The organism is Janthinobacterium lyxosi, from assembly GCF_051380665.1.
GTDB lineage: Bacteria > Pseudomonadota > Gammaproteobacteria > Burkholderiales > Burkholderiaceae_D > Janthinobacterium.
Window position 1 is genome coordinate 1 of the sequence record NZ_JBNYXM010000029.1, and the last position, 12,031, is coordinate 12,031.

The window sequence follows — 12,031 nt, forward strand, 5'->3', positions numbered from 1 at the left end:
GGGCTTGAGTCATGAGATGGCGGCTGATTAAGGTTGTGCAACAGTGTACGCAAAACGTGTCTGGCTTTGAATAGCGGCCAGCTACGAAAGGGTACATAATCACACGACTCCAGACACATAGACGTCATTAATTGATGGGTATAAATGGAAAATCTTGGTTCTCTTGATCTCTTCGTACGCGCGGGGGAGGCCCGCAGCTTCACCGCTGCCGGGCAGCAGTTGGGCATCTCTGCATCCGCCGTCAGCAAGGCCATCGCGCGGCTGGAAGAGCGCCTGGGGGTGCGCCTGTTCCACCGCTCTACGCGCACCATCAGCCTGACATCGGAAGGGGCGTTGTTCCTGGAGCGCTGCCGCCGCATCCTTTGCGAAGTGGAGTTGGCCGAAGCCGAACTCTTGCAAACGCAAAGCGCCCCGCATGGCAAGCTGCGCATCAGTCTGCCATCGGTCGGCACCTTGTTCATGCCCAAGTTGGCGGCTTTTCAACGGTGCTTTCCCGCTGTCGCGCTGGACATCGACTGCACGGATCGCCTGGTGGAAGTGATCGAAGAAGGCTTCGATGCCGTGATCCGTACCGGAGAGCCCAGCGATTCCCGGTTGATGGCACGCACGCTCGGCGCTTATCGAAGAGTCATCGTCGGCGCTCCCAGCTATTTCCAACGGGCTGGACTTCCGCAGCAACCTGAAGACCTGGCCAACCACGCCTGCCTGCTGTACCGCTATCCCACTACGGGCAAAATGGACGCATGGCCGTTGAGTAGGAACAGTCAGACCCTTTCCATGGATCTGCCGGGCAGCATGGTAACGAATTCGCTGGACCCACAGATCTGCTTTGCCGAACAAGGCCTCGGTATTGCCTGTGTGCCTGACATCGCCGTGCGTCGTCAGTTGGATGAAGGCCGACTCGTCACTGTGCTGGACGAATACAACCAGGACTGCACCACATTCCGCATATTGTGGCCCTCCAGCAAACATCTCTCGCCGAAGCTCAGGGTGTTCGTGGACTTCATCGTGCAGAACTTGTTTCCGCTTTGACAGTGGGCATGGCGTGATGTGCAGGGCTTTATCTATGTCGTCATACTGGGCAAATGTTGAACTCGCTTAAGTCATTGATAAACCTGGTGTGTCTGGCTGTGGCGTAGTCCAGCGAATTTCCGTGTTGGAGTCATCGTGAAATAAAAAAGATTGCTCCTGGCTCAACACACGGTACTATCTCCCCATAATAAAAAAAGCTGTGTTTTATGCCCTTGCGGGCACACACCAACCACCACAGGAGAACCCGATGCAGACAAAATCAACCTTGAAAACCGGTATCGCCGCCGCCCTGATGCTGGCGTTCAGCGTGGGCGCCGTCCAGGCGCAGGCGCAGGAAGTCGTGCGCCTGGGCAACTTGAAATTTGCCCATTACGGCGCCGTGTCGTACATCAAGGAAATCGCGCCCAAGTGCGGCATCAAGGTCGAAGAGCATATCTTTGCCAAGGGCCTTGATGTCATGCAGGCCATTATCGCGGGCGAGCTGGACGTGGGGGCGACGGCGTCCGAGGCGGCCATTTCCGGCCGCGCGGGCGGCGCGCCCATCTATGTGGTGGCCGGCTTTGCCAAGGGCGGTGCGCGCCTGGTGGGGGGCATGGGGCAAAAGATCGCCAGCGTCAAGGATTTGAAGGGCAAGCGCGTGGGCGTGACGCGCGGCGGCATCCAGGAAGTGCTGCTGCTGGCCGAGCTGTCGCAAGCGGGCCTGACATATTCCGAAACCAAGGGCAAGGACGTGCAACTGGTGTTCCTCGCCTACGCCGACTTGAACCAGGCGCTGATGGGCAAGAATATCGACGCCATGATGCAGTCGGAGCCGCAATCGTCGCAGGCGATCAACAAGGGCTTCGGCACCGAAGTCATCAAACCGTACGACACGCCGATCGGTGAACCCGTGCGTACCATGGTGATGACGGAAAAGTTTTACAAGGAACGTCGTCCCGTGGCGGAAAAATTCATGCGCTGCTTCGTTGAAGCCACCAAGACCTTTATCGAGAACAAGGCGACGGCGGAAAAGTATGTGCGGGAAGTCGTGTTCCGCGGCCAGATCACGAAGGATGACTTCGACGACGCGATCAGCAATTCGCCGTATTCATATGACATCTCGCCCGAACATATCCAGGTGACCACCGATGTGATGGTGAAAACGGGCGTGGGCCGCATGAGCAAGCCGCCCGTGGCCAAGGACTGGGTCAAGACGGACTTGCTGGAGCAGGCGAAAAAGAGCCTGAACGTAAAGTAAACCGGATGTTGGCAGTGCCGATGGCCCGCTTAAGCGGGCCATCATTTTTTTGCGGCATACTCTTATATATGTAGGCGGCGCGAAAGATTGCCGAAATCTTGAGGGTGCGCCACCCCGTCATGCCTCAGGCGCGATATCATGGCAGGCTTGCGGCATTGGATGGCGGCGTCGTGCCTGTCACCCAGGCTGTCGCCTGAATCGCGCTTGTCGGCTATGGTGTAAACTTAAACTATGCAGATCTATTTCTTTTTCATCGCCGCCCTGTTGTACGCGGCGTGCGCGGTGCTTCCCTCGTCCCGTGCCCGGCTCATTGCCGGCCTGACCGGCGTCGCCTGGCTGGCGCACGCCGCCACCCTGTGGTTCGACCTGATGGCGCCTGGCACCTTGCGTTTCGGTTTTTCCGCCATGCTGTCGGCCGCGCTATGGGTCTCGGTGGGCGCCTACTGGATCGAGAACCGCAATTTCAGCCTGGACGGATTGCGCCGCATGGTCATGCCCAGCGCCGTCATCGCCATCGGCCTGGCCTGGGCCTTTCCTGGCAGCCAGGTCAGCATGGAAGGCAAGTCCGCCGTCTTCGGCTGGCATATTGCCGTGGCGGTGCTGGCTTACAGCACCTTGACGATTGCCGCCTTTCACGCCGTGCTCATGGCGCTGCAGGAATCGCGTTTGCATACGCGCAGCGAAAGCAGCGGCTTCATCGGTAGCGCGCTGGACCAGCTGCCAGCGCTGCTGACGATGGAAAAGTTGCTGTTTCGTATGATCGGTCTGGGTTTCATCCTGCTCAGCCTGACCGTGCTGTCGGGTATCGTCTTTTCCGAGCAATTATTTGGCAAGGCGCTTAACTGGGATCATAAATCCGTATTTACCATGCTGTCGTGGCTGCTGTTTGCCGCCCTGCTGGCAGGGCGCCGCTTTCGCGGCTGGCGCGGCAAGACGGCCTTGAGCTTCACCCTGGCCGGTTTCGCCACCTTGCTGCTGGCCTATGTCGGCAGCCGTTTTGTACTGGAAGTGGTTTTACACCGAGGATTCGCATGACACGTGTTTTATTCTGGCTGGCGCTGGTGTTCCTGGTGCTGTTTGCTATCCGCAGCAAGATCCGGGGCATGCAGCAACGGGCCCGCGCGCAGCAACAACAGCAACCGAACCCGTTTCCGCCGCCGGGCCGGCCGCAGGAATTGCCGGATGCCGAGCTGATGCTGTGTTGCGCCCATTGCGGCGTGTACTACCCGGCCTCCGAAAATGTGCAGGCCAAGGGTCACGATTACTGCAGCCACGCGCACGCCACGCTGTAAGGGCAAGCCCGCGCCGCATTGCTCATCCGTATCGTAACGTCCTCCGGCAGCAATCCGGCGTAGCATCTGCAGCAAGCGGTTCGCCACCGCCCTTGCAGAAAGGCGCGCTCCCCTATGTCCAGTCCCAGCCCGCAGACCGCGACCGCCGTCGGCAAGACGACGGCCAGCGGCCTGCCGTCGGCGCCGCAACTATGTGGCAATTCGCTGCCCATGCAGGCGTTGCGCGCGCAGATCGGCCGTATCGCCCGCTGCGGCGCGCCGGTGGCCATCCGCGGCGAATCGGGCACTGGCAAGGAACTGGCGGCACGCGCCATCCACGCGCAGGGTGCGCGCGCCAGCTTCCCGTTTATCGCCGTCAACTGCGGTGCCATTCCCGAAGCGCTGATGGAAGCTGAATTCTTCGGCTGCCGGCCGGGCGCCTATACGGGCGCGCTGCACGAGCGCCAGGGATTGTTCCAGGCGGCCCATGGCGGCAGTTTGCTGCTCGATGAAGTCGATGATCTGCCGCTGGCCATGCAGGTGAAGCTGTTGCGCGTGCTGCAGGAGCGCCGCGTGCGCAAGCTGGGCGGCAGTAGCGACGAAGCCGTCGACGTGCGCATTCTGTGCGCCAGCCAGCATGGCCTGGCGCGCGGCGTGACCGCCGGCACGTTTCGCCAGGATCTGTTTTATCGCCTCAATGTAATCGAGTTGGCGCTGCCGCCGCTGCGTGAGCGGCGCGGCGATCTGCAGGTATTATGTGAGGTAATCCTGGCGCGTCTGGCACCGGGCCGGGCCGTGAGCCTGGCGCCGCCGGTGCTGGCGGCCCTGGCCGCGTATGCGTTTCCCGGCAATGTGCGCGAACTGGAAAATATGCTGGAACGGGCACTGGCCTTTGCCGATGGCGGCGTGATCACGCTCGACGGGCTGGGCCTGCAGTCAGCGGCGGGCATCCCCCCGTTGCGAGCGGCGCCGGCCTTGCCGGAGCGGCAACTGTGCCTGCCGGGCATGGCGGCGTGCGGCGTAGCTCCGGTCTTGCCGCTGGACATGTATTTGCGCCAGGCCGAGCGCGACATGATCATGCAGGCGCTGGTGCAGGCGTGCTATCACCGCGCACGGGCGGCGCGCCAACTGGGTCTCAGCGTGCGCCAGTTGCGTTACCGCATGCAGAAATTGATGATACAGGAAGCGCTACCTTGATGACAGCATGGACGATAGATGATGACGGCTGGTGCGACGGCGCGCTGCGCTATGACTCGCCGTACCAGGATGCGCGCCCGGAAGGTGCGCAAGTCGACTTGCTGGTGATCCATAACATCAGCTTGCCGGGCGGCCACTTTGGTGGACCGCATGTGTCGGACTTGTTTACCGGCCGGGTAGATTATAATGCCGATCCTTCTTTCGCCGACCTGCGTGGCTTGCAGGTGTCGGCGCACTTTTTTGTGCGGCGCGATGGTGCGCTGTTGCAATATGTTTCTGCTGATCAACGTGCCTGGCATGCTGGCGCATCCACATTCGAAGGACGCCCGCAGTGCAATGGCTATTCCATCGGTATCGAAATGGAAGGCACGGACTTTGTCCCCTTCCAGTCGCAGCAATACCGCGTGCTGGCGGCGCTGACGGCGGCGCTGGTGGCGCGCTATGGCTTGTCCCAGGTGCGCGGCCACGAGCATATTGCACCGGGGCGGAAGACGGATCCGGGACCGTTTTTTGACTGGCATTTTTATCAAGAATGCTGGATGGGAACTGCGCGCGGGCAGCCTGCGTTAGCGCTTACTACGCGGGGATTGGGCTTTCCATCCATGCCCTGAAAAGTCAACCGAAATCGTATATGAAAATACAAAAAATTACGTTGGCGGATGCCGGAAAACTATTGCATCGCCTTTCGATGGGCACTACAATTAGTGCATACCTTGGATTTAAAGACTATATGTAGTGCCATCACAGACGTTTTCAGAATTATTACCAAAGCTACCCTGTTTGTTGATATGGCAACGGGAACTGGCGTTTCATCACCCTTGATCGTGTTTCGCGCCAGCCGGGCTGTACAGGTTGGCCGTATGATTTCTGGCTGTGTATTATTTACTATTTGACAACAAACACCTGAAGAAACCCTGACCATCGGGCGTTCTATTCAACAACACACGCGGCAGCAAAACTGCAGGCTGACTTTAGCTGACAACGGGAGCTTCAATGCAATCACCACAAGATATTTCCATCCATCCAACGCCAGTATCGCCAGCGCCAGGCGCGGCCAACAGCGTGGCGAGCACGGGCGCGGCATTGGGCGACTATCGCATCCTCCGTCGCAACGGCGCGGTGGTGGCATTTGAGCCTTCGAAGATCGCCATCGCCATGACCAAGGCGTTTTTGGCCGTTAACGGCGGCCAGGGCGCAGCTTCGGCGCGCATCCGCGAACTGGTGGAACAGCTGACGGACGGCGTCGTCGCCGCGCTGGTGCGCCGCCAGCCGGGCGGCGGCACCTTCCATATCGAAGACGTGCAAGACCAGGTGGAACTGTCGCTGATGCGTTCGGGCGAGCACGACGTGGCGCGTGCCTACGTGCTGTACCGCGCCAAGCACATGGAAGAGCGCCGCCTGCAGAAGGAAGCGCTGGGCGCTTCCGCGCAAGTGACCGCACCCCAATTGAACGTGCTTGATAACGGCGTGCGCCGTCTGCTGGACATGCAGGAAGTGCGCGACCTGATCAACGCCGCCTGCGCCGGCCTGGAAAAGCACGTCGATGCCGACGCCATCCTGGCTGAAACGGTGAAGAACCTGTACGACGGCGTGCCTGTCGAAGAGCTGCACAAGTCGGCCATCCTGGCGGCGCGCGCGCTGATGGAAAAAGATCCGGCCTACAGCCAGGTCACGGCCCGCATCCTGCTGCACACGGTGCGCAAGGAAGTGTTCGGCAAGGAAGTGCCGCAAGCGGCCGCTGCTGCCGAGTACCTGACGTATTTCCCGCAATATATCGCCAAGGGCATCGCCAACGAGCTGCTGAACCCGGTACTCGCCAGCTTCGACCTGGAACGCCTGGCCAAGGCCATCGTTGCCGACCGCGACTTGCAATTCGGCTACATCGGTCTGCAAACCCTGTATGACCGCTACTTCCTGCACATCCATGACGTCCGCATCGAAATGCCGCAAGCGTTCTACATGCGCGTGGCCATGGGCCTGTCGCTGAACGAGGCGGACCGCGAAGCGCGCACCATCGAGTTCTACAATCTGCTGTCCTCGTTCGACTTCATGAGCTCGACCCCGACCCTGTTCAACTCGGGCACCCTGCGCTCGCAGCTGTCGTCGTGCTACCTGAGCACCGTCTCGGACGACCTGGAAGGCATCTACGACGCCATCAAGGACAACGCGCTGCTGGCCAAGTACGCCGGCGGCCTGGGCAACGACTGGACGCCAGTGCGCGCCCTGGGCGCCCACATCAAGGGCACCAACGGCAAGTCGCAAGGCGTGGTGCCGTTCCTGAAAGTGGTCAACGACACGGCCGTGGCAGTCAACCAGGGCGGCAAGCGCAAGGGCGCCGTCTGCGCCTACCTGGAAACCTGGCACATGGACATCGAGGAATTCCTCGACCTGCGCAAGAACACGGGCGACGACCGCCGCCGCACGCACGACATGAACACGGCGAACTGGATTCCCGACATGTTCATGAAGCGCGTCATGGAAAAAGGCGAGTGGACCCTGTTCTCGCCGAGCGAAACGCCAGACTTGCACGACCTGGTCGGCAAAGCCTTTGAAAAGGCTTACCTGGGCTACGAAGCCAAGGCAGCCGCCGGCGAAATCCGCTCATTCAAAAAGATCGCCGCGCTGGACCTGTGGCGCAAGATGCTGTCGATGCTGTTTGAAACGGGCCACCCATGGATTACGTTCAAGGATCCTTGCAACATCCGCAGCCCGCAGTCGCACGTCGGCGTCGTCCACAGCTCGAATCTATGCACGGAAATCACGCTGAACACGGGGCCTGACGAAATCGCCGTCTGCAACCTCGGTTCTGTGAACATGCCGGCGCACATGAAAGAAGGCAAGCTCGATCACGTCAAGCTGGCCAAGACCGTCCGCACCGCCATGCGCATGCTCGACAACGTCATCGACATCAATTACTACGCCGTCGAGAAGGCACGCAATTCGAACATGCGCCATCGTCCGGTCGGCATGGGCGTCATGGGCTTCCAGGACTGCCTGCACATGATGCGCATCCCGTTCGCCTCGGACGCCGCCGTGTCGTTTGCCGACACCTCGATGGAAGCCGTGTGCTACTACGCCTACCTGGCCTCGACGGAACTGGCCGAAGAGCGCGGCCGCTATGAATCGTATGCCGGTTCGCTGTGGGACCGTGGCATCCTGCCGCAAGACTCGGTGAAACTGCTGGCCGAAGAGCGCGGCGGCTACCTGGAAGTCGATTCCTCGTCGGCCATGGACTGGACGCCGGTGCGCGAACGCATCGCCAAGTTCGGCATGCGCAACTCGAACTGCGTGGCGATCGCCCCGACGGCGACGATTTCGAACATCATCGGCGTGTCGGCCTGTATCGAGCCGACGTTCCAGAACCTGTACGTGAAATCGAACCTGTCGGGCGAATTCACCGAGATCAACGGCTACCTGGTGCGCGACCTGAAGGCGCGCGACCTGTGGGATGAAGTCATGATCTCCGACCTGAAGTACTTTGACGGCAGTCTGGTGAAGATCGACCGCATCCCGCAAGACTTGCGCGATATCTACGCCACGGCCTTTGAAGTGTCGCCAAGCTGGCTGGTGGAAGCGGCTTCGCGTCGCCAGAAGTGGATCGACCAGGCCCAGTCGCTGAACATCTACATGGCGGGTGCTTCCGGCAAGAAACTGGACGAGACTTACAAGCTGGCATGGCTGCGTGGCCTGAAAACCACCTACTATCTGCGCACCATCGCCGCTACCCACATGGAGAAATCGACCTCCAAGACGGGCGCCCTGAACGCCGTGGCCGTCGATGGCGGCATGTCGGCCAGCGCACAGAACGCCCAGAGCGCCCAGGCAGCGGTCGTGGCGGCAGCCGCTGCCGCCGTGGTGGCACCCGTGGTGGCAGCGGCAGCGGACGGCGCCGATGGCGAAGCCTGCTACCTGCGTCCGGGAGATGACGGCTTTGAGGAATGCGAAGCCTGCCAGTAAAATTTTAGTTGTCAGCCCAGCGCTGCTGGGCTGATTCAATGTTGTTAATGTCCGTATTGTCCGATTCAACGGGCCTGTTGCGGATCGCCGGCTTGCCGGCATGGAAAGGAAGAAGATTATGTCGTTGTCATGGGATGATGAAACCACGTCGGCAGCTGTGCCGCGTCCGGCGCAGCAAGCGCCACTGGGAAATACCGAATTGAACCTGCCGGCCGGTGCCGAGCCGTCCGAAGCGAACGCCGAGCAAGTGGCGCGCCGCGTGAATGCCGACGACAAGCGCATCATCAACGGCAAGACGGACGTCAACCAGCTGGTGCCGTTCAAGTACAAGTGGGCGTGGGACAAATACCTGGCCGGCTGCGCCAACCACTGGATGCCGCAGGAAGTGAACATGCAGCGCGATATCGAGCTGTGGAAAAACCCGAACGGCCTGACGGACGACGAGCGCCGCCTGGTCAAGCGCAACCTGGGCTTCTTCGTGACGGCCGACTCGCTGGCCGCCAACAACATCGTGCTGGGCACCTACCGCCACATCACGGCGCCCGAGTGCCGCCAGTACCTGCTGCGCCAGGCGTTCGAGGAAGCGATCCACACGCACGCCTACCAGTACATCGTCGAGTCGCTGGGCCTCGATGAAGGCGAAATTTTCAACGCCTACAACGAAGTCAAGTCGATCCGTGACAAGGATGAATTCCTGATCCCGTTCATCAACACGCTGACCGACCCCGCGTTCACCACCGGCACAGTGGAAAACGATCAGAAGCTGCTGAAATCCCTGATCGTGTTTGCCTGCCTGATGGAAGGCCTGTTCTTCTACGTCGGCTTCACGCAGATCCTGGCGCTGGGCCGCCAGAACAAGATGATGGGCGCTGCCGAGCAGTACCAGTACATCCTGCGCGACGAATCGATGCACTGCAACTTCGGCATCGACTTGATCAACACGATCAAGATGGAAAATCCGCTGCTGTGGACGGCCGAATTCCGCGAAGAGATCAAAGTGCTGTTCCTGCAGGCCGTCGAGCTGGAATACGCGTATGCGGAAGACACCATGCCACGCGGCGTGCTGGGTCTGAACGCGCCGATGTTCAAGGGCTATTTGCGCTTCATCGCCAACCGCCGCGCACAGCAGATCGGCATCGAACCGCTGTTCGCCCAGGAAGAAAACCCGTTCCCGTGGATGAGCGAAATGATCGACATGAAGAAGGAACGCAACTTCTTCGAGACGCGCGTGACCGAATACCAGACCGGTGGTGCACTGAACTGGGAATAAGCGTTTTCCCGCCAACACCAAAAGCGCCGTCATCGTGACGGCGCTTTTTTTTCGCTTGCATGGCGGCGAAAAATGCCGTCGCCGCGGGCGGTTAAAAGCGCCTCCAGCGGGATGGCAAAATGCGTGCTTCATTCAGCGATGCGAAGAGGCTTGCGCCAGGTTTTTCGGATGCCGCGAACGGTCGCATTGCCGGCCAAAAAAATCGTTTCCGGAGACGCTGGCGGCGGCATTTGGCACGCGATTGTGCGATAGCACGCGTATCGTGCAAAAAAGGCCGCGAAAACGTGTCGTGCCGGTTGCGCATTGACAAGGTTTTCGTGTACTTTATGAGATTGCAAATGCGAGCGTTAGAATGCGGGGTTTTTTAACCAGCGCGGTAGCGAAGAAACCTCGTAAAACAGGGATACAGATTTACACGGATATGCACAAAACCACACCGTTTTCGTCTGCCGCCGTGCCCGAATTTTTTCAGGCATGGCGGTTTTTTATTTGACGCATGGGTGTTGTGGCGAGCGCGATGCGAGGAGCGAAAAAACGCACGGCATCGAAAACGAATGACCGAATTCAGACTTTGCCACCAGCTGCGAGATAAAGCAGGGTGGCACCGACGATGGCTGAAGTGCTGCAAACGTGAGGAGTTGCAGCAGTTCAGCTGGTGCCGAATTCATTAGCGCAAACGACCGTTTGTGCCGATGAATAATTCGCCTGGCCTATCCCTGTGGTGGGTCGGACGGGTTTAAATCTTGTAGCTTAAATTTCTCATCTCAGATGAAGGAGAGACAAATGGCAACAGCCGCTAAGAAATCAGAAGTAAAGAAACCAGCCGCCAAGGCTGCTCCTGCCGCGAAGAAGCCGGCAGCCGCAGTCAAGACGGTTGCCGCCAAACCAGCAGCCAAACCAGCCGCCAAACCAGTCGCCAAAGCCGCAGCCAAGCCTGCAGTAAAAGTGGCTGCCAAGCCGGTAGCGAAAGCAGCAGCGAAACCAGCGGCCAAGGCAGTAGCAAAACCGGCAGCCAAGCCAGCAGCGAAAGTGGCAGCGAAACCTGCCGCCAAGGCAGCAGCGAAGCCTGTGGCGAAAAAAGCCGTTGCCAAGCCGGCAGCAAAAGCCGCAGCGAAGCCTGCCGCCAAGGTAGCAGCCAAGCCTGCAGTGAAAAAAGCCGCAGCGAAACCTGCAGCCAAGGCAGCAGCGAAACCGGTTGCCAAGGCGGCAGCCAAGCCAGCAGTGAAAAAAGCCGCAGCGAAACCTGCAGCCAAGGCAGCAGCGAAACCGGCAGTCAAAGCGGCAGCCAAGCCAGCAGTGAAAAAAGCCGCAGCGAAACCTGCAGCCAAGGCAGCAGCGAAACCGGCAGTCAAAGCGGCAGCCAAGCCAGCAGCGAAAAAAGTCGTCGCCAAGGCAGCAGCGAAGCCGGCCGCCAAAGCAGCAGCCAAGCCAGCAGCAAAAGCAGCAGCCAAGCCAGCAGCAAAAGCAGCAGCCAAGCCAGCGGTCAAGGCAGCAGCCAAGCCAGCAGCAAAAGCGGCAGCCAAGCCAGCGGCCAAGGTAGCAGCGAAGCCGGCAGCGAAAGTTGCCGCCAAGCCAGCAGCGAAAGTCGCAGTCAAGCCGGCAGCCAAGGCAGCAGCGAAACCTGCCGCCAAGGTTGCAGCGAAACCTGCAGCGAAAGCGGTAGCCAAGCCAGCGGCCAAGGTAGCAGCGAAGCCAGCAGCAAAAGCTGCAGCCAAGCCAGCGGCCAAGGTAGCAGCGAAGCCAGCAGCAAAAGCTGCAGCCAAGCCCGCCGCCAAGGTAGCAGCGAAGCCGGCAGCGAAAGCCGCAGCGAAACCTGCCGCCAAGCCAGCCGCAGCGCCAGTCGTGGCAGCCGCACCAGCAGCAGCGCCGGCCGCAGCTCCAGCGGCACCAGCCGCCGTGGCCGCCAAGCCAGCCGCCAAGAAGGCCGCGCCTAAAAAAGCCGCACCGAAGAAGGCAGCTCCTGTCGCCAAGCCATCGGCACCCATCGCACCTGTAGCAAAAACCGTGTTGGCACCGGCTGCAGCCTGGCCATTCCCAACCAGCACCCGCCCATCGTAATTTCAACGA

9 protein-coding genes are annotated in these 12,031 nt (G+C 60.2%); all 9 read left to right on the forward strand.

From position 1 onward, the window contains the following. Positions 1-144: 144 nt before the first annotated feature. The 9 genes from ACQ4WP_RS23315 to ACQ4WP_RS23355 all read left to right on the forward strand — a co-directional run bounded on the left by ACQ4WP_RS23315 (position 145) and on the right by ACQ4WP_RS23355 (position 12,022). Positions 145-1,032, forward strand: coding sequence for a LysR family transcriptional regulator (locus ACQ4WP_RS23315; RefSeq protein ID WP_436524791.1), 888 nt, complete (start codon positions 145-147; stop codon positions 1,030-1,032). A gap of 292 nt (positions 1,033-1,324) precedes the next feature. After that, positions 1,325-2,269 (forward strand): ABC transporter substrate-binding protein, encoded by a 945-nt coding sequence (locus tag ACQ4WP_RS23320; protein ID WP_436524900.1) that lies wholly within the window; start codon positions 1,325-1,327, stop codon positions 2,267-2,269. Positions 2,270-2,500: 231 nt separating this feature from the next. Then, positions 2,501-3,304, forward strand: coding sequence for a cytochrome C assembly family protein (locus ACQ4WP_RS23325; RefSeq protein ID WP_436524793.1), 804 nt, complete (start codon positions 2,501-2,503; stop codon positions 3,302-3,304). Beyond that, positions 3,301-3,561, forward strand: a complete 261-nt coding sequence (locus tag ACQ4WP_RS23330) for a PP0621 family protein (protein ID WP_436524795.1) — start codon at positions 3,301-3,303, stop codon at positions 3,559-3,561. Before ACQ4WP_RS23325 ends, ACQ4WP_RS23330 begins: the two co-directional genes overlap by 4 nt. A 114-nt stretch (positions 3,562-3,675) precedes the next feature. Next, positions 3,676-4,737 (forward strand): sigma 54-interacting transcriptional regulator, encoded by a 1,062-nt coding sequence (locus ACQ4WP_RS23335; protein WP_436524797.1) that lies wholly within the window; start codon positions 3,676-3,678, stop codon positions 4,735-4,737. Beyond that, positions 4,737-5,348, forward strand: a complete 612-nt coding sequence (ampD, locus tag ACQ4WP_RS23340; protein ID WP_436524902.1) for a 1,6-anhydro-N-acetylmuramyl-L-alanine amidase AmpD — start codon at positions 4,737-4,739, stop codon at positions 5,346-5,348. Before ACQ4WP_RS23335 ends, ampD begins: the two co-directional genes overlap by 1 nt. 382 nt (positions 5,349-5,730) lie before the next feature. Further along, complete coding sequence (locus tag ACQ4WP_RS23345; RefSeq protein ID WP_436524799.1) at positions 5,731-8,694, forward strand: ribonucleoside-diphosphate reductase subunit alpha; 2,964 nt, start codon at positions 5,731-5,733, stop codon at positions 8,692-8,694. A 118-nt stretch (positions 8,695-8,812) separates the two neighbouring features. Further along, positions 8,813-9,964, forward strand: a complete 1,152-nt coding sequence (locus tag ACQ4WP_RS23350; protein WP_436524801.1) for a ribonucleotide-diphosphate reductase subunit beta — start codon at positions 8,813-8,815, stop codon at positions 9,962-9,964. Positions 9,965-10,747: 783 nt separating this feature from the next. Then, on the forward strand, positions 10,748-12,022 hold the full coding sequence (locus ACQ4WP_RS23355; protein WP_436524803.1) for a transcriptional regulator: 1,275 nt from the start codon (positions 10,748-10,750) through the stop codon (positions 12,020-12,022). Positions 12,023-12,031: the final 9 nt, after the last annotated feature.

Bases quoted from the DNA above. Each gene is read 5' to 3' on its own strand.
- ACQ4WP_RS23315 (WP_436524791.1), top strand. From the start codon at position 145: ATGGAAAATCTTGGTTCTCTTGATCTCTTCGTACGCGCGGGGGAGGCC.
- ACQ4WP_RS23320 (WP_436524900.1), top strand. From the start codon at position 1,325: ATGCTGGCGTTCAGCGTGGGCGCCGTCCAGGCGCAGGCGCAGGAAGTC.
- ACQ4WP_RS23350 (WP_436524801.1), top strand. From the start codon at position 8,813: ATGTCGTTGTCATGGGATGATGAAACCACGTCGGCAGCTGTGCCGCGT.
- ACQ4WP_RS23355 (WP_436524803.1), top strand. From the start codon at position 10,748: ATGGCAACAGCCGCTAAGAAATCAGAAGTAAAGAAACCAGCCGCCAAG.
- ACQ4WP_RS23335 (WP_436524797.1), top strand. From the start codon at position 3,676: ATGTCCAGTCCCAGCCCGCAGACCGCGACCGCCGTCGGCAAGACGACG.
- ACQ4WP_RS23330 (WP_436524795.1), top strand. From the start codon at position 3,301: ATGACACGTGTTTTATTCTGGCTGGCGCTGGTGTTCCTGGTGCTGTTT.
- ACQ4WP_RS23345 (WP_436524799.1), top strand. From the start codon at position 5,731: ATGCAATCACCACAAGATATTTCCATCCATCCAACGCCAGTATCGCCA.
- ampD (WP_436524902.1), top strand. From the start codon at position 4,737: ATGACAGCATGGACGATAGATGATGACGGCTGGTGCGACGGCGCGCTG.
- ACQ4WP_RS23325 (WP_436524793.1), top strand. From the start codon at position 2,501: ATGCAGATCTATTTCTTTTTCATCGCCGCCCTGTTGTACGCGGCGTGC.